The sequence below is a fragment of the Sulfuriroseicoccus oceanibius genome (genome assembly GCF_010681825.2).
Classification (GTDB): domain Bacteria; phylum Verrucomicrobiota; class Verrucomicrobiia; order Verrucomicrobiales; family SLCJ01; genus Sulfuriroseicoccus; species Sulfuriroseicoccus oceanibius.
This window is the reverse complement of the sequence record NZ_CP066776.1, coordinates 2,135,866-2,161,359: the sequence shown is the minus strand read 5'-3', so window position 1 is coordinate 2,161,359 and position 25,494 is coordinate 2,135,866. Positions and strand designations below refer to the sequence as shown.

Here is a 25,494-nt window from a genome sequence, read left to right as displayed (position 1 = left end):
TCTACTCCTCAAGCAACTTGGCAATGATATCCTCGACCTTCACGCCCTCACCGGTCGCGTTGTAGTTCGGGATCACGCGGTGACGCAGCACAGGCAGGGCGATGTCGCGCACTTCTTCCACCGACGCCGCATCGCGCCCGCGCAACAATGCGAGCGCACGAGCCGCACGAGCCAGACACTGCGAAGCACGCGGCCCCGCACCGTACTCGACATAACGATCGATAAACTCCGTGGCCATCTCGCCGCCCGGACGGGAACGATGCACCACACTCAGGATGTACTTCACTACCTGATCGGGTAGTGGCACGTCCAAGGTCGCTTTCTGCAATGCCAGCACGCCCTCGCTGTCGAGAATCGCTTCCGCCGACGGCACCTCGCGGCCGGTCGTGCGTTTGATAATCTCTTCCTCTTCGTAAATGCTCGGGTAATCGATCTTGAGGTTGAAGAAGAAGCGGTCGAGCTGGGCTTCTGGCAAGGGATAGGTTCCCTCGTGCTCGATCGGGTTCTGCGTCGCAAACACAATAAACGGCTCGCCCAATCGACGCGTCGTTCCCGCCACCGTCACTTGCTTCTCCTGCATCGCCTCAAGCAGCGCGGCCTGCGTCTTGGGCGGTGTACGGTTGATTTCATCGGCCAACAACAAGTTGGCAAACACAGGACCAGGCACGAACTCAAACTCACGAGCGGATCCCGCCTGCGTTTGCAGGATCTCAGACCCCACAATGTCCGTCGGCATCAAGTCCGGCGTGAACTGAATCCGGTTGAACTTCAAGCCCAGGATCTTGCCCAGAGTCGAAACCAACAACGTCTTCGCCAAGCCAGGCACACCCGTGATCAAACAATGCCCGCCACACAAAAGCGACACCAGCATCTCCTCGACAATCCGCTCCTGCCCCACAATCACACGCCCCGTCTGCTGGCGAATCTCCGCCACCGTCTTTTGAATCTCTTCCCACTCTTTGGCAGGATCTATCACAGCACTCACTTTATACTATCTGGGGTTATCGAGTTGATACTCTTGGTTGCAAATTCTCTGTGCAGGGTCTCACCGCACGAGCTTGATAATTATTATAACAATCGCAGGCAATAAGATTCGAAACTTATTCCTCCTCTCCCGCCTCCATCTGCTTCAGCCCATCGGCGGTCAGGAAAATCAGACTTACAGAGGCGCCACCGTCTTCGTTCTCCAACACCGCATCAAGGGAATCGGCCATCCCATCAAGCTTAAGATCGCCCGCCGCCGGATGGTACAGCACACGGAAGCCTTTCTGCGCGTCACTCGGATCCACCATCAGAACCATCGCCTCCGCCTGCCCCTTACGCAGACGGTCTGACGCCGCATCGACCTGGGGTCGACGAAGGTAAGAGCTGCCTATCAACGTCAAGGTGTTGAGGTCATATATTCGCAGCAGGTTGGTTCGATCGGGGTAAAACCACGCCCCGCCGCCCTTCATTTCCGAGCGTTGCTCAAGAAGGAACCGAGCGGTCTGCTCAACCAACTCTCGATCCACCGTCTTGCGCAGTACCATATCATCCACTGAATCACTGAAGCCATCAGGCAATTCACCGCTGTGATAAGTTTCAAACACCAAAGTTTCAAACACCACATTCTGCAACCCCGTCACTCCAGCCGGAGCTCCTCCCTCGTAACCTTCAAAGCAGGCCTGCCACACCGGCAACTGCTCGACCGCCAACGCATCGATATACTCCAACACCTGAGGCGTTGTCAGCTCGGCCACATCGGCACGCATTTTCGCCACATCTCCTTCGAAAGCTGCCCCCGGTTGGTAGTTCGCATGAACAGACTCACCCGCCAGCAACCGCCTGGCCACCTTGATGTGCTCATGCTGCAGCGCCTCCTCGGACCGCCAGAACGCAATCCCATACATCTTCTGATTGACCTCAGGCGCATAAATTGCAACGAGACACGCAGCGGCGAGCGAGCGCACATCGCCATAGCCCCACTGACCTTCTGCCCACTCTGAGGTCGCATCACTGGCAAGCAGTTCTTCCCAATGCGCGCGGGAAGCATCCCCCAATGCGCGCGGGAAGCATCCAGCTTACCGGCAATCCTCGCACGGTAACCAATCTTCAGCGCTTCAGCCTCCGGCCCCTCGCCCCAGCTTCCGGATCGCGCGACCGCCGTATCGGTGATCCAGTCCAACACCCGCATTTGGTCGTCGACATCCTCCAACGCCGCCACCAAGTCCATGATCGCCGGCAACTGCTCGATCTCCTTTTCCTCCAAAAGAACGGCCAACTGCTTGATCCCGGATTCCACATCCAGTTCACCGGCCCGCATCTTCGCGAACAACTCGTCGGCGGTGGTGTCGTTGACCAACAACTGCAGCGACTTGAAGTGCTCGTCCAAGCCCTTCTCCTGCCGCAGTTGCCATGGGATCATGTAGTCGTCCTCATCCGCCGCTGCCACCTGCTCACGCACATGCGCCTCCCACCTCGCGAGAAACTCCGCCGCATTGCTCCGACGCAGATCCACCCACTTCGCCGCCAGCTCCAGCCCGGCGCGCAGTTCCATAGCAAACACAGCATCCTCTACCAACTTGGCATCACTGGAATTCTGGGACTCCGCCAGCCATTTCATCGCGACCAACTTGTGCGTCCCTCCTCCGTCGGAGAAATAGACCCGAGCCAACTCAAGCTTCGACAGGTCACGGTGCTCTTTCCACCACTGATAATACTCCGCAGCTCCGATTTCTTCACTCCCACCGAAGCTGATGGACATCCCCGAATCGCTGCCGTCAGGATAGGCAGCCTTGAGCAACTCCAGCGCCACATCGCTCATCAACGTCGGCCGCTCCATGGCGCTAAACAAAGCATCGCCCAGTTCGCCATCACTACGACTGAGTGCGGCCCGCAGAATGTCGCTTCGAGAATAGTAAGACCGCGCCGAATCTTCGCGAGACACCATCAGAAACTCATCACTCTCAGCCGCTGCCAACAAGCCAAGAAAGCCGTCCATCCCCGAGGCGATCAGCTCGATCATCCATTCATCTGCAATCGCCTGACCATACCGCCCCAAGCTCTTCAACTCGTCGCGATCGGTGGGATACAGCAACCATCCCGAAAGCTGAGACGGATAAATCACCGTCTCACGTTGACGCAATCCATCCAGCAATGCCTTCGTTTGAGCGCTCAATGGATGACCATTGAAGGCATCCTGCGCCACCCGCTGTTTGCCCGAAATCCGGGCATCCAACTTTTCGGACAACACCATCGCCCCCTCACGGCAGAGCCAGCCGCGCGGAAACCGTTCAACCAGGGACCGCACACCATCACGATAAGCCTGCCAGTCTCGGGACTTCTGGAAAGCTTCGTAAACCTCGGCGTAACGAGCCTCAGCAAGATCATCGATCACCCCATCGATCACCCGCTCCGGCGTAGGGTAAACACTCAACGCCACGTGCACCAATTCATTCGCCTCATCCGCATAACCCGCGCGGTACATCAAGCAGGCATCGAGCACGACCTGACTTAAAAACTTCTGACCTCTGTCGTCATAGCTGAAGCGGTCGGGATCCAGGATACCGTTTTCTTCGGTCGCTTTGGTGATGTCTTTGACCATTGCCCGCGCATCCTTTTTCACCGCAGCGCGGCGCCAACTGGCAGGCACACCGGAGGCCTCCTTGTCGTCATCGCTTCCTCCGCCCAACGCACGCATCAGCGCGTTCGCTCTCTTCTTCTCGCGCACCTCCACCCGGTTGACCCCATCAGGCGTAAACCAGCTTCGCCCCTCCTTGTCTTTTACAATCCAGCCATTGCCGTTGCGAGTCGCGCCGCGGGCATTGCTCATCACCTGCCGCACACGAACCAGCTCCGGCACCCCGGATGGCATCCCCTCAAAGCTCAGCCGCACGTACTGCGCACCTTTGGTATCCACCACGCCCAGCTCCAGCAACCGGTCGAATGCTCCATTGAAATGAACCGCGCCGGCCTGATCATCTGCCACCTCGGAAACCGCAACTTCCGCAAAAGCCGGAGCGATCATGGGGGCGGTGCATAGTCCGATACAAAGAGCTGAAAACAAATGGGGGCGCATAGCGGGTTGGATCTAACGAATATCCACACACCCCCACAAGTACATTTATAGAATCATATCGCTTCTAGTAACTCAGCATCGAAATCAAGAATGCTATCTGTACGCCATTAACCAACGCTCCCACTACCAGGGCGCGTGGAGCCTGGCGAAGAAGCACGCGAGGATCGATCCGCAGACCGATCGCCGCCATCGCTATGACCAGCGCCGGTTTTGCAAATTTCCCGAGGACATCAGTCACACTATCCACCGCGCCGCTTGAGGCCATCACCGCACACAGAACAAACCCAACCAAGTACCACGGCACCGACCTCCAACCCCGCACTCTCCTCCCGCCAACCGAACTCCCACTATCCCCAATCCGCAACACCAACGGCAACAACAATGCCACCGGCAACAGCAACGAAACCCTCAACATCTTCACCACCGTGGAGAGCTCACCGACCGACTCGCCCAATGAATACCCAGCAGCAACCGCCTGACCAATGGCCTGCAGCGAACCACCGATCAAACACGCACTCTCCTCCGCTCCGAAACCACATTTCAGCGCCAACACAGGCACAGCCAACATCCCCACGGTTCCCAACAAGTTCACCACACCTACCGCGACACCGATCTCGCGTTCATCCGCATGCAATCCTGGGGCGACGCCCGCTATCGCCGAGGCACCGCAGATCGCATTGCCAGCACCGAGCAACAAACTAAAGCGCAGCGACAACCCAAACCATCTGCCGATCAGCAATGCCGCCAACAGTGTCACTCCAATCGTAGCGATGACGGTAGGCAAAACCTGCCCGATCTCAGAGATAGCACCGGCACCGAACTGACACCCCATCAGCACAATCGCAGCCGACAACATTTGCCGCTCACCAATGCGGATCCCCAGCTCACATCGACCCGACGCCCCCCACACACCGCGAACCGCTGCGCCAATCACCAAGGCCAGCGTCACGCGGTCAAAGACCGGTACCACAGGGGCCATCAGCCACGCTGCAGAAGCAATCGCAACAACCAGCGCCAGCCCGGGCCCCACGGATTTCAGCGAGGAGACAATTTTCACAGTGAAGCCATACGCCCAGCCCACAATTCACTCCAATCAATCGTTCATATTGATTCAATCAGTTTAACTGATACCTTGAACGATGCAGATCACCTTGCGCCAAGTGGAGCTCTTCCTTGCCATCGTCAAAGCGGGCAACATGACCCACGCCGCAAAGTCCATCGCCTTGAGTCAGTCCGCGCTGAGTATGGCGCTGAAGGAGCTTGAGGATCAACTCGGCGGCCCATTGTTCGACCGCACAGGCAGAGGACTGCAACTCAACGACCGTGGGCGCCTTCTCTATCCCCGTGCTCATGAACTACTGCAGCGTGTTTACGACATCGAGCACATGTTCGACCACTCGAATGAGGAACTGCACGGAGAGCTGGTCGTCGCGGCAAGCTCTACCATCGGCAATTACCTCCTACCCGAGATTCTAGCCCGCTTCTGCAGCGATCACCCGAACGTCGAAATCAAGACAGTTGTCGGCAACACATCCGACGTCGCCCAGGCTATTGCGGCCTGCAACGCCGATATCGGATTCGTCGAAGGCACGTCTCTCACGCCGCACACCGAGCTGAAACCATGGCGTGACGACGACTTGGTGATCATCGCCCACCCAGAACACCCGCTGGCAAAGTTCAGGTCGCCCACCATAGACCACCTACTCGAGTATGACTGGGTCTTACGCGAAGCCGGATCGGGAACCCGGTCTGTATTCGAGAGCGCATTGGCTGAGCGCGCCGCCAATGTCCGCATCCGAATGGAACTAGGATCGAGCGAAGCCGTGAAGCGAGCCGTTCAGCAAAACCTGGGACTTGGTTGCCTGTCACAACACGTCGTCGCAGACCAACTCACCACCGGACAATTGACCGCAATCAGCGTGCGCGGCCTCAACCTACACCGCACGCTCTTCAGCATCCTTCACCGCGACAAATACCGCACCCCACTGCTAGACGCCTTCGCCACCGCCTGCGGCGCCTAACACGGGGTGGTCTACATCACCCGCGGTGGCTTTGATCTCCATCCGCAGATTACTAACTACGGCTAGCCATCGATGCCGACGGACCGCCGGTCTCCCGTCCTCCGCTCCATTGAGATACTCACGCAAAGACCACGCTGTCGCTAAGACGCAAAGGGCTCGAGTGGTCACCAATACAGATCAGACCGGGATCCGCTCGGGGTTGATAGCCACGAGAAACACAGAGTCACAAAACGACTTCGTATCTCCGCAGCTCTCATCGCCCCCCCGGACCGCCGGTCTCCCGTCCGGCCACCAAACCAAAGGAGCGCAGCGACCACTCCGCCCCCTAAAACCTAACCACGTAACAACTTAAAACCAGTCCCTACGCCGCCCGATGGATCGCTGCCAACGCGCGCTCGAACTTCGCGATCAACTCATCAATCGGCTCGCAGCCCACCGATACCCGTACCAGATCGCGTGGCGCACCGAGTTCGGCGGCCCAATCCAGTTCGTCATAATGCGCGAGCAGCACATACGGGCATACAAGCGTGAAATTCGTCCCCAGACTCGGTCCCTTGTTTAGCTCCAGCGCATCAAAGAAGCGCGCCGAGCTTTCCTCGCCACCGTGGAATGTCAGCGAGAACAATGCCCCCCATCCACCATCGGCGCGACGGATCGCTTCGTAGTGGTTCGCCGTTTCGGTGAGCGGATGCCACACCCGCGCCACCTCAGGCTGGTCGCGCAACCACTCGACCAATGCCTTCGCGTTGTCGCTGGCGGCGGCCACCCGTTTGGCATAGCCCTCGGTGAGCGGCGCGAGATGCAACGCATCGGGAGCACACAGCTCCGGCAAGCGAGCCGCATCCATCGCTCGCTTGAGGCGCTCATAATGTTTGCCGCGTGGGTTGAGCACGATCGATCCAGCCATGACGTCGCCACTGCCCGACCACCATTTGGTCAAACTAGTGCTCACCATGTCCGCGTGACCGATCACATCCACATTGCGTGAACTCGAAACCGTATCATCCACTACCACCGGGATATCGCGACGTCCGGCCTCCTGGGCCAACTCCGCCAAATCCACACATCGCAGCAACGGGTTGCTAGGACACTCCACAAACACACCGGCAATATCGCCATTTCCGAAACATTCACCGAACGCCACCGACGGCGCGCCGTCACGGTCGATATGCAAAAACTCGGAAAGCCGCGCTCCGAAATGACGCTGCACCCGCAAGGCATCAACATACGGAAAGTCCACCTGCACAAAGCGCCCGCCCGGCATCAGCGACTGCAGCACGCGGTGCGCACCGGCAATCGCCGCCATCCCGGATGGAAACAAATACACATCATCAGGCGCCACACCATCGTACTCCGCCGCAATCCGCTCGCGGATCTCCGCACGCGCGGACTCACCGTCCGCGGCGTAGTCCGACAGCACGCCCCCGTCCATCAGCACCTTAGCGGAGCGGCTGCTGATCCCGTCGCCCGCGTAACGCCAATAATAGACTGCAGCTCCCACGGCATCCGCCGCCAGGAACACAGAGCACCCGTCGATGCGCACCAAGTCATCGCGGCCGGTTTCCTGCTCGACAAACGCAGCACAACGCGCCGCAGCAGACGGGTCGCAGAACGCAAGCGCTCGCACCTCGCCGGGATGGCCGTGCATGTCGAGCATCTGCTGGTGCAGTTCGCGCACGATCGGGTTGATCACAAAGCGCGGGTACCCGGCCTCCAGCTTCGCCACCACGGCTTCCACGCCTTCCTCATAGTCGATGTTCGACTGCCATGTCGGCAGGCACACCGAGCAGGCGTGCGTTGAGTCCGGCAAAGGTTTCCCTAAGTCGGCTTCACGCCAGCAGGGGTCGAGGAAGACGTTACGGGTCATGGGGTCGCGAAATGAGGCACTGGGATGTGCGTGCTGCAGAACTATCTACGCATCAGCAGTCGCCGCAAGCGCCTCGCGCACGTCGGCAATCAGGTCGTCGATGTGCTCGATACCAACCGAGAAACGCACCAGCGAGTCGGTGATGCCCACTTGCTCACGCACCTCTCGTGGCACCGACGCATGGGTCATCGAGGCCGGATGGCAAACCAGCGACTCAATCCCACCGAGGCTCTCGGCCATGGTGAAGTATTCGAGCTTTTTGAGGAATGCGACAGTGCCCTCGACGCTGCGCCCGAGGTCGGCCACGATGATGCCCCCACCTGCGCTCATTTGTTGTTTTGCCAATGCGTGTTGCGGATGGCTTTCGAGGAATGGATAGCGCACCAGCGGCAGACCGGCTTCGTTCTCCAGAAACGTGGCAAGCGCCAATGCGTTCTCGGAATGACGCTGGACACGCAACGCCTCCGTGCGCGCGCCACGAGCCACCAGCCACGAGTCGAACGGCGACGGCTGCAACCCGAGCGCTTTCTGCGCGAAGATCATCTTCTCGTTCCACTCGTCGCTGTTGGTGCAGACCGCGCCGCCGAGACAGTCGGAGTGACCATTGGTGTACTTGGTGGTACTGATCAATGTGAGATCCGCACCGAGTTCGAGCGGGTGCTGGAGGATGCTGGAAGCAAAGGTGTTGTCCACCACGAGCGAGGCATTCGTTCCTTTGGCCACCTCGGCAATCCCCTGGATATCGATAATCTTGAGCAATGGGTTGGTCGGCGATTCGATCCAAACCAGTGCTGGGTCGAGTTCTTCGATCAACTCCCAGTTGGCGCGATCCGTGAAATCGACGTAGCGCGTGCGCACACCGAACTTCTCGAAGACCTGCGCCAGCATGCGGTACGTGCAGCCGTACACATTCTCCTCCGCCAACACGAGGTCGCCGCTCTTGAGGGTGGAAATCACCGCAGTGATCGCCGACACGCCACTGGCGAAAACCTGCGCGTGGGCCGCCTTTTCCAGAATCGCCAACTGCTCACCGAGGTTGCGGAAGTTCGGGTTCCCCGAGCGCGTGTAGTCAAAGCCTTCCGGATTCCCATGGGCAAAGGTGGAGGTCATATAGACCGGCGGGATCACGGCTCCGGTGTCGCCCTTGAAGCCAAGTCCTGTATGGATGGCGGCGGTTTCCGGATGGGCGGAGCGGTCGGATGCGGATGGATGATCGGAATCGGCAGTCATGTCGGTGGGAATGAAGCCCCGATTCCGCTATCCATCAACGTTTGAGTTCGGCGGATTTTCCAGCGACCACTCAGGCGAAATCAAGGAGCCAATACTTGCTTTTAGCCGCAAATGAGGGAATTTACGCCGCGGCGAAAACTGGCCGCACAGCTCAATCATTCCAAGCCCATGCTTCGCGTTCAGCTCAAGTCCAAACTCCACCGTGCAATGGTCACCGGTGCCGACATCGCCTACGAAGGGTCCATCTCGATCCCTGCGGATCTGATGCGTGAAGCCGATATCTGGCCAGGTGAAAAGGTGCTCGTCGCCTCGATCACCAGCGGCAACCGCTTGGAAACCTACGCCCAGCTCGGCGAAGAAGGTTGCGGCCGCATCACCATCAACGGCGGCGCCGCCCACCGCATCAAAACCGGTGAGCGCATCACCATCCTCGCCTGGGGCCTCTCGGAAAAGCCGATCGAGCCGATCAAGCTGCTCTGCGACGAAAACAACCGCATCATCAAGACCTCGTTCAGCGCCGATCCAATCTAGGCGGCCCGCTGCGGCACCACATCCCCCGTGGCCTCCATGCTCCGGCTCAAAACCTACAAGCATTGGACCGATCCCGCCCCCGTCGGCTGCCACCCGCTCGCCGACTCGCCACACGCGCTGGTCACTGACCTCGAACCGGCGGCCACCATCGCGCCGCCGGAGGTCATCGGCATCGACCCACACACCGCGTCGATCCTACCTGTAGGGCGCCCTTGCACACTCGAGCCGTACGTGCTCGCGGAGCTTCCAGGTGGCCGTGTCTTTTCCCACCACGGGGTCATCATCGACCAGTCGAACCACATCGTTTCCGACTTGGTTTGGGAGTTTAATTCCTACCCACTCGGTAACCGGGTCTGCCACTACGAAGGACTGCCCGAGGTGCGGGAAATCGACGGGTCGGTGCTCGTCCTGCCGTCTATCTCGGCCTGGAAAAACTACTGCCACTGGATCGCAGATTCGCTCCCCCGCTTGCGTGCGATCCGCGACTGGATCGAGCGCGCGGATTATATCTTCACCCCGCTGGGCCGTCCCTACCATCAGGAATGGCTCGACCGCTTGGGGATCGATCCCGCCAAGATCATCGAGGCGAAACCCGACACCCACCTCCGTGCCAAGTCGCTCGTCGTTCCGTCCCCGGCGGAACCCGCGAAGCCCCACCCGTCGGCAGTGGCGTGGTTGCGTGAGCAGATCCCAGGCTGGAGTGATATCGAGCCAACGCGCAAAATCTACATCGGTCGCGGCGACGCATGGCGCCGCCGCCCACGCAACGAGAACGAGTTCATCGACTACCTCGCCGACCGCGGCTACGAGTCGGTGACCCTGTCAGGTATGCCGTCACTCGACCAGGCCCGGCTGTTTGCATCATCGGCGGAAGTGATTGCTCCACACGGCGCCGCCTTGGTGAATTTGGTCTTCAGCAAACCGGGCACCAAAGCGCTCGAGTTGTTCCCGTCCGACTACATCTACCCGCAGTATTTCCGCATCGCCGCGGTTGCTGGCGTGCGCTACGCCGCCCACAGCTCCCCCTGCGAGCGCAAAGACCCCGACCTCGACTTCGAGTTCGAGACCATGCTCCCGATGGTGGAGACCTTTCTCAAGGCTTGAGCGCAGCACCCCGTGTGTAAACCGCACCTCCGGCGCGGCCCCTTTCTCCTCGCCGCCACCAGAGGTTAAAACCTCTGGCTAACCTGTAAGCCATCGCTCCGCGATGCTCCTCCACCGCAGCGTGTTGCAGGCATTCATTTGGGGGCAAGTTGCACAGCTACGCACACACCGATCATCGATCACCGCCACACCCGCCTCACAGAAACATGAGCTTCAACGGTCGAAGATCGTGGCGCAATCGTATCATAACGCCCCGTCACTCTCCTTGGCATCACTCCCCGCCGGATATTCTCCGCGATGCATTGATGCCCCAGCATCCCGTACGCGCGGTCGCGAAGCGACGAATTACCGGCTAGCCTGCGGTTTCAACCGCAGGTCCCACGCCCGCAGAAAGCTCGTCCCGATGGGACGGTTTACTCGGACAGCTCCCGTGCGAGTCACCTTCAGCCCCACCCCACGCAGCACGCGCGGCAACACAAGAGGAAAGACAATCAGCACGTACAGCAGTCCGGCGACAGCCAACAACCAGCCCAGCTCGTCGCACCGGTCACCCATTAACCGTACCGGCAGTGCCAAAAAACCCAACGCTACCGACAAATACACCAGGCGCACCAACACACCCAATCCCCGGATCCACTGACGAGACACCTTCATCGACTCCCCCAACACGAAAGCTAAAACATCACACCCTCAGCCGACAACTCATCGGGAGTTGCTTCATAATCACTCCTGAACCCATCACACCAAGCTGCATGAGCTTTGAAGACTTGGCAGTTGTGCTCAAAGGTCTCCCCTGGTTTCCCTATGGTTGATGGCACAAATTCAGCCTCAACTCGAGGGGTAAAATGCAAGAAAACACCATCCTCATCCCATCGAAAGTTCTCGGGATAGGCCGCCACAAGCTTCGCTGCAACCGGGCTCAAAAACGCACGACTTTGCGGGTACTCACCACGCGCCAAGTAATGGAGATAGAACTCGCGCTCCACTGCCGCCACTTCGTTCTGCAGTGGGTAATCCTCTCGCTGGTCGGTAAACCGATCGACCAACAAGAACGTGACGACCCCGACTAACACTACATTTATGAAGTTCTGAAGCTTGTCCATATCAAAGCCCTTTCACCTCCGCCGTTTCACCCACATCCATCATTGCGGATCCCCGACCGTACATAGATACACTTTGCCTACCCCGAGCACCTTTAGGTGGTCGAACATCTCAACCACCCGCTTATGGGACAACTCGCGATCAACCCGTAAGACCACCTTCACATCAGGTCCAGCCTGCTTGAGCACCTGCTCCAACTGCGGCTGCGCAATCGGCTCACCGTCCAACAGGATCTGATCCGACTTCACATCCAACATCACCATTGGCGCATCCCCCTCTTCCGCAGCTTCCACGGGAGCAGGCGGCGATGAATGAGGGGCATCTGCCGCGAACGAGGGCGCAGCGAAGGCAATCAGAAGAGGGAGCACGAAACGTTTCATAATGAATCTCCTCAGCTACACGGACGAGGCATAAAAACACAATAACCGCCGCCATCTGCTAGGCTCAAGGTTCTGCAGCATGCGAACCACACTCACGCGAGTCAAGATCGAGCACAGCCTGCCTGCGAGTTTCCCAGCACCCATGTCCTCGTCAGGCATGGAGACCATGGTACACTGTGAATTAGGCGGAGCAGCCCGCAATCCATCACGGCTTTCCGCCCGCAAAACCTGCAAAGGAGAAAGTCATGAAAAACAAGATTGAAACCTGGGATCCCTTCCGTGAGATGACCGGGCTCAGCAACCGCCTGAGCTCCATTTTCGGCAATGAAAGTGGCGAACTGCTCTCGGCCAACGACCTGTCTGAGTGGCGTCCCGCAGTAGACGTCGCGGAAGATGACAAGTGCTACACCATCACAGCGGACCTGCCTGAAGTCAGCCGCCAGGACGCGAAAGTCAGCGTCAAGGACGGTGTGTTGACCATTTCCGGCGAACGTAAACGCGAACTGCAGCAGGCCGACGTCAAATTCCACCGGATCGAACGCAGCTACGGCACCTACCAACGCTCGTTCCACATTCCGGAAAGCGTCGACCCTGACGCCATCAAGGCCGTGTTCAAAGACGGTGTGCTCACCATCACCATGCCGAAGTCCGTGCCCACCAAGCACGACGAGCATGAGATCGAGGTCGAATAGCACCCAACCGGGGCTGGCGGCTAGCAGCGCCCGGGCCGACAACAGATCCAAAAACGAAAGCGGACCGCGCCTCCGATGGAGACGCGGCCCGCAGGAATCTTCTGATCGGCGCCTTAGGCTTTGATCAACGACTTCACGTCGTCGTTGGTCTGCTCAAGCGAAGGATCCTCTTTGAGGATGTCCTCGACATCGCTGCGCTCGAGGTCGAGCTCAGGGCGGAAGTCATCCGCGTGGTACGAGCTACGCACGAGCGGCCCGGACGCGACGTGGCGGAAGCCTTTCTCCAATGCCACTTCCTTGTAGCGGGCAAACTGATCCGGGTGGATGTACTCGACCACAGGAAGGTGCTTCTCCGACGGGCGCAGGTACTGCCCAAGCGTAAGCACGGTCACGTGGTGGTCGCGCAGGTCATCCATGGCCTTGAAAACTTCCTCTTCGGTTTCGCCGAGACCGAGCATGATACCGCTCTTGGTCGCAACGCGGCCGCCAGCCATCATCTTCGCCTTGCGCAACACAGTCAGCGAGCGCCAGTACTTGGCTCGCGAACGCACCAGCGGAGTGAGACGCTCGATGGTCTCGAGGTTGTGGTTGAAGATCTCCGGCTTGGCATCCATCACCATTTCCAATGCCCAGTCTTTATCGTTGAAGTCAGGCACCAGCACCTCGACCACGATTCCTGGGTTCACTTCACGCACGGTCTCAATGGTGCGCTTGAAGTGCTCCGCACCGCCGTCCTTAAGGTCGTCACGAGCCACTGCTGTGATCACGACGTGCTTGAGCTTCATGCGCTTCGTTGCTTCGGCCACACGCATTGGCTCGTCCTCTTCGAGCGGCAGTGGCTTGGCTGTTTTGACCGCGCAGAATCCACAGGCGCGGGTGCAATTCTCACCAGCGATCATGAACGTCGCAGTTCCGTGGCTCCAACATTCCCAGCGGTTCGGACACTGGGCCTCTTCACACACGGTCACCAAATTGAGATCGGACACCATGGACTTGGTCGACCAAAAGACCGGATCATTCGGCAGACGAACCTTGATCCATGATGGCTTGGTGTCCTGGTGGAGAGCTGGGTCAATCGTTTTGCGAGGCATAGGACGGCCACTCTACCCCTACATGCCGCCGACGCAATTCGATTCCTCACCACCCTGCCGGAGCGGCCTTCACTTGTCCGAGATTCCACCCGATGATGCAGGAATTCGCAGAATACTTTGGTTTCGCCGTCAATTGGTTACAGGGAATTTGACGGATTAAGCTTGCCACCAGGTAGCAGAGTTGCGCATTTTCCTAGCCGCACGCCCAAAATCGGGCATATCGAACCGCGTTTGACCCGCGGTCATCAACTACCCAAGAGACCCCCAACCTCATGAGCGATAATATCGAATCACACCTTCAGGAAAACCGAACGTTCGCCCCACCTGCAGCCTTCTCGGAAAAGGCACGCATCAAGAGCATCGAGCAGTACGAAGAAATGTACCGCGAGTCGATCGACGATCCGGACACCTTCTGGGCCCGTGAAGCCAATGAACTGAAATGGCAACAACCGTGGGACTCGGTCTGCATTTGGAACCCACCACACGCCGAATGGTTCACCGGAGCCAAGGTAAATATCACCGAGAACTGCCTCGACAGACACCTTGAAAATGGCAATGGCGACAAAACCGCCCTCCTGTGGGAAGGCGAACCTGGCGACAAACGCTCGATCAGCTACCGCGAACTTCACCATGAAGTCTGCCTTTTCGCCAACGCTTTGAAGAACAACGGAATCACCTCCGGTGACCGCGTGCTCATTTACATGCCAATGGTCGCAGAGGCCGTGATCGCCATGCTCGCCTGCGCCCGCATCGGCGCGGTGCACTCGGTCGTCTTCGGTGGATTCTCCGCCGACTCTATCAAAGACCGCCTCGAAGACTCGCAGGCCGTGGCTGTCATCACCGCTGATGGCGGATGGCGCCGTGGTAAGATCGTCCCACTCAAGGCAAATGTGGACGAAGCACTCGCCAGCTACGATGGCGTGAAGAACGTGTTCGTGCTTAAGCGTTGCGAAAACGACGTCACCATGACCGACGGCCGCGACATGTGGTGGGAAGACGAGACCGCAAAAGTCGACGCCAACTGCCCACCAGTCGCACTCGACGCGGAGCACCCGCTCTTCATCCTCTACACCTCGGGCTCGACCGGTAAGCCAAAGGGCATCCTCCACACCACCGGCGGCTACATGGTCGGCACCTACGCCACCTGCAAGTACATCTTCGATATGCAGCCGGACGACGTCTACTGGTGCACCGCGGATGTGGGCTGGATCACCGGCCACTCGTACATTGCCTACGGCCCGCTGCTCAACGGCTGCACCCAGGTCATCTACGAAGGTGCGCCGAACCACCCGGACTTCTCGCGCTTCTGGCAGATGGTCGAGGAGTACAAGGTCTCCATTTTCTACACCGCCCCAACCGCGATCCGTGCCTTCATCAAGGCCGGCGATCAGTTTGTCGACGGATACGACCTCTCGTCGCTGCGCCTTCTCGGCACCGTCGGTGAGCCGATCAACCCGGAAGCCTGGATGTGGTATTACAACAAGATCGGCGGCGGCAAGTGCCCGATCGTCGACACGTGGTGGCAGACCGAAACCGGCGCGATCATGATTTCCCCAATCCCAGGTGCCGTGCCAATCAAGCCAGGAACCGCTACCCGCCCATTCTTTGGCGTGGATGCTGCAATCTTCGACGAAACCGGCCAGCCAGTCGGCCCGAACGAAGGTGGCAAGCTCGTCATCCGCAAGCCATGGCCATCGATGCTGCGCACCATCTACAACGATGACCAGCGCTTCAAAGACACGTACTGGAGCGAGTACGAGGGCGTCTACCTCGCCGGCGACGGTGCACGCACCGACAGCGACGGCAACTTCTGGATCGTCGGGCGCCTCGACGACGTGCTCAACGTCTCGGGTCACCGTCTCGGCACCGCGGAAGTGGAAAGCGCACTGGTCGCCCACCCTGCCGTTGCCGAAGCCGCCGTAGTCGGCCGCCCGGACGACCTCAAGGGCCAGGCCGTGGTCGCCTTCGTCACCGTGAAAACCGGAATCGAAACCAGCGACGACCTCGCCAAGGAACTGCGCAACCACGTCGGCAAGAGCATCGGCGCCATCGCTAAGCCGGACGACATCAAGTTCGCTTCGACTCTGCCAAAAACCCGCTCGGGTAAGATCATGCGCCGCCTGTTGAAGGAAATCTGCGCCACCGGCAAGATCTCCGGCGACACCACAACGCTCGAAGACTTCACCGCAATCGCCGCACTGCAAAAGTAACGGCGCTCTCACTTGCGTGAAATTGATCATCAGCCCCCGCATTCTCTGGAGTGCGGGGGCTGATTTGTATCAGGTTCGAACCACCGAAACGGCAGGAGGGTCCGCACTCCTGCCAGCGACCTGTTCCTGGAAGGAACACGGAACAAAGCCCAATGGCTTCAGCCTTGGGTTTCGTTCCGTCGCAACCATTCACCCTGTAAGGGTGGTGGAAGCCGTCCGAATCTCGCTTGCACCTTGAACAACGATTCCAGCACCCTTTCAGGAGTTGACCCACGACCTCCGCTGCCGATGATAGGCCAGACTTTTCTCCATCCCTATGTCCCGCAATCTTCTCACCGCAATGGTCATCATCAGCATCGCCATGCTGACACTCGGCTGCTTCTGGTTCTTCAAGTTCAAACCGGAACTCGACCGCGTCACCAACTCGAACATCGCCTACGCCATCGAGTACAAGATCGACGAATACCACAAGGCCATCGGATCCTACCCGACCGGCGATGAGGTGGAAATCCTCCACCAGCTCCGTGGCAACAACCCGAAAAACGCGCACATCATCAAAGGCGACCAAGGGTTCCTCATCGACGGCAACCACCTCGTCGACACCTGGGGCAATCCACTCACCATCACCATCGATCCATCCGCCGAGCTCCCGGCACGGGTTGTCTCGTCCGGCAAAAACGGAATCGCAGGAGATGACGACGACATCGACTCGTCCGCCGCGCGCGAGATCCTCAAGCAACGCGGAGAAACCGCCCAATAAAGCTCCCCACGCAGGTTCATCCTGCGCCCTTCCCTTTCTCGACAGCGATTCAATCATGATCATCATGTGAATTCCTGTCCAAAACCTCCCCGATCGGGTACTACCATCCATCCCATGCAGCAATACCTCGACCTCCTTCGCCACGTTCTCGAAAACGGCTCGTATCGCGACGACCGCACCGGCACCGGCACCTATTCAGTCTTCGGCGCCCAATGCCGCTATGACCTCAGTGAAGGGTTCCCGCTCCTCACCACCAAAAAGCTGCACACCCGTTCGATCTTCCACGAACTCCTCTGGTTCCTCAAAGGCGACACCAACATCGCCTACCTCAAGGAACACAATGTCCGGATCTGGGACGAATGGGCGGACGAAGACGGCAACCTCGGCCCCGTCTACGGCAAACAATGGCGCTCGTGGGAAGGCGCCAATGGCACCGTCGTCGACCAGATCGCCGAAGTCGTCGAAAGCATCAAAAACAACCCGCACTCGCGCCGCCATATCGTCAGCGCCTGGAACGTGGCTGACGTACCCAACATGGCCCTCCCACCGTGCCATTTGTTGTTCCAATTCTACGTAGCCGACGGCAAGCTCTCCTGCCAGCTCTACCAGCGCAGCGCCGATCTCTTCCTCGGTGTCCCATTCAACATCGCATCCTACGCGCTGCTGACCCAAATGATGGCGCAGGTGTGCGGTCTCCAGCCTGGCGACTTCGTCCACACCTTCGGTGACCTCCACCTGTACTCGAACCACATCGAGCAGGCCAAGCTCCAGATGACCCGTGACCCACGCCCATTGCCGAAGCTGACCCTCAATCCGGACGTCAAAGAGATCGACGGATTCACCATCGCCGACATCACCATCTCGGACTACGACCCACACCCACACATCAAGGGCGAAGTCAGCGTGTAGTAACGACTTTTCACTCATTCTTACGCAATGCGCGTAGGTTAATATTTTCCCATTTTTTCGCCATTATCATGTCGCTCACCGCTATCGTCGCCATGGATCCCAACCGCGTCATCGGACGCGACGGCCAACTCCCATGGCACCTTCCTGAAGACCTCAAGACCTTCAAAAAACTCACCACCGGCAACCCAATCATCATGGGCCGCACGACCTATGAATCCATCGGCCGCCCACTCCCCAACCGCCGCAACATCGTCGTCAGCACGACGCTGAACGAAGCACCCGCCGGGACGGCACTCGCCGCCTCGCCTGAGGAGGCCCTGAAACTCGTCGACCCGGAACTCTCCGCATTCGTCATCGGCGGGTCCGCTCTCTACGCCGCCATGCTCCCACTCTGCGACGGTGTCTACATTTCCCACGTCCACGAGGAGTATGAAGGCGACGCCTACTTCCCTGAGATCAGCCAATGGTTCGTCAAAGACCGCATCGTCGAAAAACACGACACCTTTGATCTGATCTACTACCGCAAAAAGGCGTAGCCGGATCACCCTGAACTTTCCCATCTCCCGCGGCACCCAATCAGGGTGCCGCTTTTTTTGTGTAGCGCCTGACCCCAAGGTGACGTCGCCCGAGAACTCTCTCACCGTCGGGCTGGTCCAAGAAGCCTCTCAGGTAACGCCCCCCCACTACCGGAACGCCAAGCATGGAACGCCAAGCCTCGCCTTGGCAAACCGCCCCCATCCGGCGCAGCCGCACGCCTAAAGATAACACCAGCGCCAGAAACCGATTAGGAAACCCACGCCGGATGCTGGATCGCTGCGCTCCGATTGGGATTTGGATAACGATAATGACAACGGCTTCGACGCTGCCTCACTAGACCATCGCTCGAAAACCCTCCTTCCCTGCAAAGGGAAGCGCAAACCAGCCCAGGGTGAAGGGAGCCTCCGGCGACCACACCCTGGGGTTGGCGCCCGCCCAATATAGCGGCCGAGCGGGCGATTCCGACGGAGCGCAAGATTCACCCGACGGCCGCCGCCTGCACGCCGACACCGCGGTTCGATTAGGATAGCGATAGCGATATCGATTAGGAGACCCACGCCGGATGCTGGATCGCTGCGCTCCGATTGGGATTTGGGTAACGATAACGATAAGGATCTTTAGCTTTCGTTAATATTTCATCACACCATATAAACACCAAAAGCTGAGACACTTACACCACAACATATAGTGCTTTAGACTTGCCCCTCCCCCTACATCAACCTACATTGCCAAGCAATGAGCCGGATTGGTAGAGGTGACGGACGCGCACATTCCCTCGCCTTTCCATCCGGCACGCGCAAGCACCGCCCCGCAGCCCCTCCATGTACCTTAAGTCCCTCGACATCCACGGCTTCAAATCCTTCGCGGACAAGACGCGTTTGGAGTTCCATGAGGGCGTCACGGGGATTGTCGGCCCGAACGGCTGCGGTAAGTCCAATGTGGTGGACGCCATCCGCTGGGTGCTCGGGGAAACATCCGCCAAAGCCCTACGCGGCGGCGAGATGGCCGATGTCATTTTCTCTGGCACCGAAAAGCGCAAACCGCTCGGCATGGCAGAGGTCACGCTGACCATGGCCGACTGCGAGGAGTCGCTTGGTGTGGATTTCAACGAAGTGGCAATTACCCGCCGCGTCTTCCGCGACGGACGATCAGAGTACCGCCTCAACGGCACCCAATGCCGACTGCGTGACATCAATGAGTTGTTCATGGACACGGGGATCGGCCGCACGGCCTACTCGATCATGGAACAGGGCAAGATCGACATGTTGCTCTCGTCGAAGCCGGAAGACCGGCGTGCTGTGTTCGAAGAGGCTGCAGGCATCACCAAGTTCAAAAAGCAGAAGCGCGAGACCCTGCGCAAGCTTGAGTACACCGAAGCCAACCTGCTGCGCATCACCGACATCATCGCCGAGGTGAAGCGCCAGATGAACTCGCTGCAACGTCAAGCCGCCAAGGCACGGCGTTACCGGGCGCTGCTCGAGGACGTGCGCGTGCTGGACACCCACCTTTCGTTCAAGCAGTTCACCGAACTGAGCGTACAGAAGCACGATCTGACCCGGTCGATCGACTCGTTGCAGGATGAGTTCGCCGAGCTGGAGACCACGCTCACCAGTCGTGAACTCGAGCTCGAGGTTCTGCGCGAGCAAATGGTCGAAGTGGAAGCACGCGTCAGCGAGAACCGCGCCCAACTCAACGAGCGCCACAACCGCATCGACTCAGCGCGCTCCCGCATTTCCTACAACCTGGAGCGCTGCCGCGAGCTCGCCGACCACATTGCCCGCAACGAGGCCGACGTCGCCGCCACGGCTTCGAAGATCGACCAACAAAAGGAAGATCTCGCGCAGGCGGAAGAAGCCGTGCTCTCAATCCAATCGCGGATTGAAGAACAACGCGAACTCGTCGCCGAAGCAGAGCGCCATGTGGCTGAGTTCCGCGACCAGCGCGGCGAACTGGCCAGCCAACTCGCCACCCACCGTGCAGCCTGCAACCAAGCGGAGTCGCGCACGGTTACGCTGCAGGCGCAGATTGAAAACATCCGCAGCCAGGCAGAAAGCGACCGCGCCCGTGCGGAGGCGATGCAGACGGAACTCCGCACGCTGCGCGAGAGCGAATCCGAACGCCGAGGCGAAGCTGAGCAGCTCGATGTTCGCTTGGCCGAACTCACGGAAACCGCCACCCAGCAGAACGCCGAACTCGCCGAAGCGGAACAACGCCAGCGCACTGCCCAGAGCGACCTCACCGCCAGCCGCAACCAATCGCAACAACTCCACCGAGAACTGACCGCCGCCGACAGCCGGCTCAATGTCCTGCGCAAACTCGCGCAAAACGGCGAAGGACTGGAACGGGGGACCCAGGCCGTGATCACCGGGCTCGATGATCCAGACTTTTTCAAAAATGGCGTGCGCGGCGTACTCGGATCGTTCCTGCAGGTCGGCAACGAAGATGTGCGCGCAATTGAGGCCGTGCTCGGGCCGCGCCTGCAAACCATCTTGGTCGCCGACTCCACACTCGCCCACCGCATCGTCGAGGTGCTGCGCGAGAAGAAGCTCGGCCAGGCCGCCATTCTAGCCGAAGACGTTGTCCAGCCCGCGGGCGAGAATGCATCTCCCGAGCTGCCGGCCGGAGCGGTTGCCTGGGCGCACGAGCGCATCCAGGCCAACGCCAAGGTGCTGCCTGTGTTCGCTGCGTTGTTGCGCGACGTGCTCATCGTGCCGGACCTCGACACCGCGTGGAAGCTGCGCCCGAACCACCCACAGCTTACATTCACCACCATCGAGGGCGAGTTGCTCACCCCGGAAGGGATTGTCCACGGAGGTGTCGATAGCGATGACGGTGGCTCCTCGGTGCTTGCGCGCCAGAATGAGATCCGCGAGCTCGAAGCCCAAACCGCCAGCCTCAGCAAAGCCCATGACGAAGCGGTTGCCAGCGAGGAGGAACTTACCGCGGAGATCGAGCAATTGAACGATCAGTTGGCCCAGCTGCGCGAAGCGGTTCAGACCACGCGCGTCGAGCGCTCGACGCTGGAGGGTCAACGTTCCCTCGTCTCCCGCGAGGTCGAGCAGATCGCCAACCGGATCGAAAACCTCGAGCGCGACGCCGATGCCATCAGCCAGCGTGACACGCAATCGCTGAACGACATCGAAGCGATGGAGGAAGAACTCGCAGCCGCCCGCATCACCATGGACGACGCTATGGGGCTGATTGATGGGTTGGAACAACAACTCGGTGACTTCAGCGAACGCGAAAACCAGGCGGCTGATGAGTTGAGCGAACGCCGTACCGCCCTGGCCGTGGAGGAACGCTCGCTCCAAGCGCTCGAAGAACAACGCACGCCGATGGCCGCACGGCTCGCCGAGTTGAACGAGATCACCACCCGCCGCAATCAGGAGTCGGATGGTTACCGCGCCAAGATCAGCGAGGCGGAACAGCAAAATCGAAACCTGGAGCAAATCATCGAGGACGCTACCGCCGGAATCGAACTACTCGAGTCCGAGCTCGAAGCCGACAACGAAGAACGCCAGCGGCAGCAGAACCTCGTGCGCGAACACGAAGCCACGCTGCAGCAAGCCCGTAAGCGGTTGTCAGCCATCAGCGACCAACGCGGCCGCGAGGAGGTCAAGTCCACCCAGGTCGAACTGCGCTTGGAAAACATCATCAACACCTGCCAGGAACGCCACGGCGTCGACTTGGCTGAGTTCGAACAAGACCTCCCTGCCCTCAAGGCATCGATCGACCAGTCAAAGAAACGCCTCAAGCGCGGCGGGGCGTCGCAGCCGGAGGACGACGCGTTCTCAACCGAAGCCGATACCGAGACGACCGAAGCAAGCTCTGCGCCGAGCTTTGCCGACACCGATATCGATTGGCAGTTTGTCGAGACCACGGTCGGTGAAATGCGCCGGAGGCTCGAGTCGATGGGGCCGGTCAATCTCGACGCCATCCATGAGTTCGAGGAGGCCGAAGAGCGCTACAATTTCCTCGACCAACAGCAAAACGACTTGGTCAGAGCGAAGTCGGAGCTGCAAGACATCATCGAGCACATCAACCAGGAAACCCGCAAACGCTTCTCCGAGACTTTCGAGATCGTGCGCAACAACTTCCAGTCGATGTTCAAGGAGCTCTTCGGCGAGCGTGGTCAGGCCAACCTGATCATGATGGACGATGAAGACCCGCTGGAGTCGGGCATCGAAGTGATCGCCAAGCCGCCAGGCAAAAAGCTCCAAAGCATCACCTTGCTCTCCGGTGGTGAGCGCTCGATGACCGCCGTGGCGTTGCTGTTCTCGATCTACATGGTCAAGCCGAGCCCGTTCTGTGTGCTCGACGAACTCGACGCGCCGCTCGACGAATCGAACATCGGCCGCTTCTTGAAAGTGCTCGACCGCTTCATTGACCAGTCGCAGTTCATCATCGTCACCCACTCGAAGCGCACCATGGGCCGCGCCGATGTGATGTACGGCGTGACGATGGAAGAATTCGGTGTCTCGAAACCGGTCGGCATGCGCCTCACCCATGAGGAGAAAAAGCCAATCGACGAGACCAAGGACGAGTCCGAACTCACCGCCGCCGAAAAAGCCGCACTGCGACTGGACGCCTAGCGAGAGCGCGCGTTGAATCTCACGCAGAGACGCAGAGGGTTGTTTTGATTCGGTAGCTGAGCCTCGTATTGGATCGCCGGTTTCCCATCCGGCCACCGTACACACGCTGATGGGGCGACATTCCTGTCGACATCCTGCCTGATCGGAGCGCAGCGACTAAGCTAAGCCCGCTACGCCGACAAGGTCGCGCTGCGACTGGACGCGTAGCGAGAGCCGCGTTGGATCTCACGCAGAGACGCGAAGACGCAGAGGATTGTTTTGATTCGGTAGCTGAGCCCCGTATCGGACCGCCGGTTTCCCATCCGGCCACCGCACACACGCAGGTGGGTCGACATTCCTGTCGACATCCTGCCTGATCGGAGCGCAGCGACTAAGCTCAACATGCAACCACCCGACGGTGAGGACACCGTCACTCCACGACGCAATGTTCCCTCAAAAACCTTCGTGATCTTCGCGCCCTTCGTGCCCCCCCTCTGTGCTCTCTGAGTCCTCTGTGGTTCCCAAATCACGCCATCCCAAAACAGGCACAAAGCGAACGTTCTTCAACACCCTCCGCGCACCTCCCTCCGCGTCTTCGCGTCTTCGCGTCTCTGCGTGAACCATTCTCGCTGCAAATCCCACACCCATTTCACGCAGCCATCACACTCCGTTCACATTGACCATCGATGCTGCGCTCATGAACGGTCAATCACACCCCATCGTCACCAACGGCTATCGTTGGCTGGATCACTTCTCCAAGAGCCGAGCCAAAGCCAGACTCATCCCGTGGCATCTAGGTGCCGCCCTGCACCCAACACGCCCCAACGACGCCCTGGTCCTGCGCTCGTTACAAGCATGGCAGCTCGGCGAAACCTCTGATGGTGCACACCTCACCCGCGCCACAGAGCGATTCCTCAAACAACACGGCCCCGACCTCTCCTATCAAGAAGCTGTGGCGCTCTTTATCGAGGAGGAACAAAGTCACGGCGAAATGCTAGGTCGCTATCTGGACTTGGCAGGCGTTGCTCGTCGCCGTTTTGATTTCGGCGACTTTCTCTTCCGGCGCGTGCGCTACGCCCTCGGCAACATGGAGCTCTGGACCACCTCGGTGCTGATGGTCGAGAGCATCGCTCAAATTTACTACAAGGCGCTCGCCGATGCCGGGCATTGTCCGGTGCTCACTAACATCTGCCACCACATCCTGCGCGACGAGGCGCACCATATCGACTTCCAACTCGAGCGCTTACAGATCCACCACAGCCGACTGAGTCCGATCAACCGCAAGCTAACCGAATGGTTCTGCCGCTCCTTGTTCATCGGCATTTCCTCCGTCGTATGGCTTTTCCACAGCCGCTGTTTCCGAGCGTCAGGGATGGGTGTCCGAGCCTACGCCTCAGCCATCCGACGCAAGATCCGGAGGATCGAGCACGCCCACAACACCGCCCGCACCTTGCCTGCCTGTCATTCATAGACGTGACCGTTCCCCAGTGTGAGATTGCCCGAGATTTCCTTCACCTGGGGATGCCCTTGCATTAACCCCTGCGGGCAGTTTCCAATGAACGAGTAGCGCCGTCTGACTACCAAGCCAATCGAATCCTTACCTCGTCGCAAACACGTTGCCCCTCATCAAAGCCCCACATTATCGCCACAACGATCCATAAAACCTCGATCTAATCACCGCCCCGTAATCACACCACAGCGCCTCCTTAAGGGGTGCTGAAATATGGATTATCGGCACTCTTCAATAGTTAGGGCTATCCTAGCACCCTCGATTGAGCGCTATTTCCATTGTTCCAGGGCTATGTCAATCACTACCCGTGGTGCCATTTAACTCAGCTTTGGGCTTTTCATACACCTTGGGATCAAGGATGCCGCTGGGCTGCTCTGCGTTACCTAACGCAGCCCGCCCCTTGACCGCCCGGCTGGAAGGCTCAATGACGAACAGGGAGCGACTCGACTCCAGGTATCCAGTGAGAGGCACAAACCCATCCTCAGTAGATGCGAGATAGACCAAAAGCTGATCCCTCCGCTGTGCTCGAGCGGGCAGTAAATGCAGCTCCTCGTCAACTGCCATATTCAACAGCACGAGTCTCAAGTTCTCTTCAGACACCCCGTCGGCGATTAGTTCCTCCCTGGTAGGCTCTCGGAGAATACTACAAGTAAGCATCTCCGCCCCCTGCCCCTTGAAGCAGGAGAGGACTCTGAGCGAAAGGCGAAGCTCACGAAACGCCACCGAATCTTGGCACAGCAGAATCTTCTTGCCCGTCTCGTTGATCTCAGCGACCTCCACGACTCCCACAAAATCAGCCGACTCTAGCTGCCCAGCATGATCGACAGGCTCAATGACCGGCCATCCAAAAACACGTCCGCACAGCAGGCAGAATACGCAGGTTATCAAATATCGAATGCTCATCGTCTGAGAGAATCCTCAAA

At 59.1% G+C, this 25,494-nt stretch carries 20 protein-coding genes; 10 read left to right on the top strand and 10 right to left on the bottom strand.

From position 1 onward, the window contains the following. Position 1: 1 nt before the first annotated feature. From G3M56_RS08690 to G3M56_RS08675, 4 genes are all read right to left on the bottom strand, one after another. The gene (locus G3M56_RS08690) at positions 2-985 is read right to left on the bottom strand and encodes an AAA family ATPase (protein WP_235203333.1); all 984 of its coding nucleotides are present in this window, start codon (positions 983-985) and stop codon (positions 2-4) included. A 115-nt stretch (positions 986-1,100) separates the two neighbouring features. Further along, a complete protein-coding gene (locus tag G3M56_RS08685) occupies positions 1,101-1,751 on the bottom strand; it encodes a hypothetical protein (RefSeq protein WP_164363475.1) in 651 nt (216 codons plus the stop codon). Further along, positions 1,727-4,006: a hypothetical protein gene (locus G3M56_RS08680; protein WP_164363477.1), complete on the bottom strand. Its 2,280-nt coding sequence runs from the start codon at positions 4,004-4,006 to the stop codon at positions 1,727-1,729. The genes G3M56_RS08685 and G3M56_RS08680 overlap by 25 nt, the downstream gene beginning before the upstream one ends. 115 nt (positions 4,007-4,121) lie before the next feature. Beyond that, positions 4,122-5,114 carry a YeiH family protein gene (locus tag G3M56_RS08675; protein ID WP_164363479.1) on the bottom strand — a complete coding sequence of 331 codons (993 nt, stop codon included), beginning with the start codon at positions 5,112-5,114 and terminating at the stop codon, positions 4,122-4,124. Positions 5,115-5,196: 82 nt separating this feature from the next. Here G3M56_RS08675 and G3M56_RS08670 point away from each other — a divergent pair, with 82 nt between their 5' ends. Continuing rightward, complete coding sequence (locus G3M56_RS08670; protein ID WP_164363481.1) at positions 5,197-6,078, top strand: LysR family transcriptional regulator; 882 nt, start codon at positions 5,197-5,199, stop codon at positions 6,076-6,078. A gap of 361 nt (positions 6,079-6,439) precedes the next feature. Here G3M56_RS08670 and G3M56_RS08665 read toward each other — a convergent pair whose 3' ends face one another. Next, entirely contained in the window at positions 6,440-7,945 is a 1,506-nt protein-coding gene (locus G3M56_RS08665) for a PLP-dependent transferase (RefSeq protein WP_164363483.1), read from the bottom strand. A 45-nt stretch (positions 7,946-7,990) separates the two neighbouring features. Beyond that, on the bottom strand, positions 7,991-9,175 hold the full coding sequence (locus G3M56_RS08660; protein WP_164363485.1) for a trans-sulfuration enzyme family protein: 1,185 nt from the start codon (positions 9,173-9,175) through the stop codon (positions 7,991-7,993). Positions 9,176-9,343: 168 nt separating this feature from the next. Between G3M56_RS08660 and G3M56_RS08655 the strand changes: the two genes are divergently transcribed. Further along, positions 9,344-9,706, top strand: coding sequence for an aspartate 1-decarboxylase (locus G3M56_RS08655; RefSeq protein WP_164363487.1), 363 nt, complete (start codon positions 9,344-9,346; stop codon positions 9,704-9,706). 36 nt (positions 9,707-9,742) lie between these two features. Further along, positions 9,743-10,810, top strand: coding sequence for a glycosyltransferase family 61 protein (locus G3M56_RS08650; protein WP_164363489.1), 1,068 nt, complete (start codon positions 9,743-9,745; stop codon positions 10,808-10,810). Between the two features lie 674 nt (positions 10,811-11,484). Here the strand turns inward: G3M56_RS08650 and G3M56_RS08645 are convergent. Next, the gene (locus tag G3M56_RS08645; RefSeq protein ID WP_164363491.1) at positions 11,485-11,913 is read right to left on the bottom strand and encodes a hypothetical protein; all 429 of its coding nucleotides are present in this window, start codon (positions 11,911-11,913) and stop codon (positions 11,485-11,487) included. 39 nt (positions 11,914-11,952) lie between these two features. Continuing rightward, positions 11,953-12,291, bottom strand: coding sequence for an ExbD/TolR family protein (locus tag G3M56_RS08640; RefSeq protein ID WP_164363494.1), 339 nt, complete (start codon positions 12,289-12,291; stop codon positions 11,953-11,955). Positions 12,292-12,536: 245 nt separating this feature from the next. Here G3M56_RS08640 and G3M56_RS08635 point away from each other — a divergent pair, with 245 nt between their 5' ends. Beyond that, positions 12,537-12,983 carry an Hsp20/alpha crystallin family protein gene (locus G3M56_RS08635; protein WP_164363496.1) on the top strand — a complete coding sequence of 149 codons (447 nt, stop codon included), beginning with the start codon at positions 12,537-12,539 and terminating at the stop codon, positions 12,981-12,983. Between the two features lie 113 nt (positions 12,984-13,096). Here the strand turns inward: G3M56_RS08635 and lipA are convergent, their stop codons facing one another. After that, positions 13,097-14,074 carry a lipoyl synthase gene (gene lipA, locus G3M56_RS08630; RefSeq protein ID WP_164363498.1) on the bottom strand — a complete coding sequence of 326 codons (978 nt, stop codon included), beginning with the start codon at positions 14,072-14,074 and terminating at the stop codon, positions 13,097-13,099. Between the two features lie 272 nt (positions 14,075-14,346). Between lipA and acs the strand changes: the two genes are divergently transcribed. The 6 genes from acs (at position 14,347) to G3M56_RS08600 (ending at position 24,532) form a co-directional block, all read left to right on the top strand. Then, the gene (acs, locus tag G3M56_RS08625; RefSeq protein WP_164363501.1) at positions 14,347-16,284 is read left to right on the top strand and encodes an acetate--CoA ligase; all 1,938 of its coding nucleotides are present in this window, start codon (positions 14,347-14,349) and stop codon (positions 16,282-16,284) included. Positions 16,285-16,600: 316 nt separating this feature from the next. After that, complete coding sequence (locus G3M56_RS08620; protein WP_164363503.1) at positions 16,601-17,044, top strand: type II secretion system protein GspG; 444 nt, start codon at positions 16,601-16,603, stop codon at positions 17,042-17,044. A 114-nt stretch (positions 17,045-17,158) separates the two neighbouring features. Continuing rightward, on the top strand, positions 17,159-17,953 hold the full coding sequence (locus G3M56_RS08615) for a thymidylate synthase (protein WP_164363505.1): 795 nt from the start codon (positions 17,159-17,161) through the stop codon (positions 17,951-17,953). A 68-nt stretch (positions 17,954-18,021) separates the two neighbouring features. After that, positions 18,022-18,489, top strand: coding sequence for a dihydrofolate reductase (locus G3M56_RS08610; RefSeq protein ID WP_164363507.1), 468 nt, complete (start codon positions 18,022-18,024; stop codon positions 18,487-18,489). Between the two features lie 822 nt (positions 18,490-19,311). Further along, positions 19,312-23,082 (top strand): chromosome segregation protein SMC, encoded by a 3,771-nt coding sequence (smc, locus tag G3M56_RS08605; RefSeq protein ID WP_164363510.1) that lies wholly within the window; start codon positions 19,312-19,314, stop codon positions 23,080-23,082. 676 nt (positions 23,083-23,758) lie between these two features. Next, entirely contained in the window at positions 23,759-24,532 is a 774-nt protein-coding gene (locus G3M56_RS08600) for a ferritin-like domain-containing protein (RefSeq protein WP_164363513.1), read from the top strand. A gap of 333 nt (positions 24,533-24,865) precedes the next feature. Here the strand turns inward: G3M56_RS08600 and G3M56_RS08595 are convergent, their stop codons facing one another. Continuing rightward, positions 24,866-25,474 carry a hypothetical protein gene (locus tag G3M56_RS08595; RefSeq protein ID WP_164363515.1) on the bottom strand — a complete coding sequence of 203 codons (609 nt, stop codon included), beginning with the start codon at positions 25,472-25,474 and terminating at the stop codon, positions 24,866-24,868. Positions 25,475-25,494 lie beyond the last annotated feature (20 nt).

Coding starts and splice junctions, on each gene's coding strand:
- G3M56_RS08615 (WP_164363505.1), top strand. CDS start 17,159: ATGCAGCAATACCTCGACCTCCTTCGCCACGTTCTCGAAAACGGCTCG.
- G3M56_RS08680 (WP_164363477.1), bottom strand. CDS start 4,006: ATGATCGCTCCGGCTTTTGCGGAAGTTGCGGTTTCCGAGGTGGCAGAT.
- G3M56_RS08600 (WP_164363513.1), top strand. CDS start 23,759: ATGAACGGTCAATCACACCCCATCGTCACCAACGGCTATCGTTGGCTG.
- G3M56_RS08640 (WP_164363494.1), bottom strand. CDS start 12,291: ATGAAACGTTTCGTGCTCCCTCTTCTGATTGCCTTCGCTGCGCCCTCG.
- G3M56_RS08685 (WP_164363475.1), bottom strand. CDS start 1,751: ATGCGTGCCGATGTGGCCGAGCTGACAACGCCTCAGGTGTTGGAGTAT.
- G3M56_RS08595 (WP_164363515.1), bottom strand. CDS start 25,474: ATGAGCATTCGATATTTGATAACCTGCGTATTCTGCCTGCTGTGCGGA.
- G3M56_RS08620 (WP_164363503.1), top strand. CDS start 16,601: ATGTCCCGCAATCTTCTCACCGCAATGGTCATCATCAGCATCGCCATG.
- G3M56_RS08665 (WP_164363483.1), bottom strand. CDS start 7,945: ATGACCCGTAACGTCTTCCTCGACCCCTGCTGGCGTGAAGCCGACTTA.
- lipA (WP_164363498.1), bottom strand. CDS start 14,074: ATGCCTCGCAAAACGATTGACCCAGCTCTCCACCAGGACACCAAGCCA.
- G3M56_RS08635 (WP_164363496.1), top strand. CDS start 12,537: ATGAAAAACAAGATTGAAACCTGGGATCCCTTCCGTGAGATGACCGGG.
- G3M56_RS08645 (WP_164363491.1), bottom strand. CDS start 11,913: ATGGACAAGCTTCAGAACTTCATAAATGTAGTGTTAGTCGGGGTCGTC.
- G3M56_RS08655 (WP_164363487.1), top strand. CDS start 9,344: ATGCTTCGCGTTCAGCTCAAGTCCAAACTCCACCGTGCAATGGTCACC.
- G3M56_RS08670 (WP_164363481.1), top strand. CDS start 5,197: ATGCAGATCACCTTGCGCCAAGTGGAGCTCTTCCTTGCCATCGTCAAA.
- G3M56_RS08610 (WP_164363507.1), top strand. CDS start 18,022: ATGTCGCTCACCGCTATCGTCGCCATGGATCCCAACCGCGTCATCGGA.
- G3M56_RS08650 (WP_164363489.1), top strand. CDS start 9,743: ATGCTCCGGCTCAAAACCTACAAGCATTGGACCGATCCCGCCCCCGTC.
- G3M56_RS08660 (WP_164363485.1), bottom strand. CDS start 9,175: ATGACTGCCGATTCCGATCATCCATCCGCATCCGACCGCTCCGCCCAT.
- smc (WP_164363510.1), top strand. CDS start 19,312: ATGTACCTTAAGTCCCTCGACATCCACGGCTTCAAATCCTTCGCGGAC.
- acs (WP_164363501.1), top strand. CDS start 14,347: ATGAGCGATAATATCGAATCACACCTTCAGGAAAACCGAACGTTCGCC.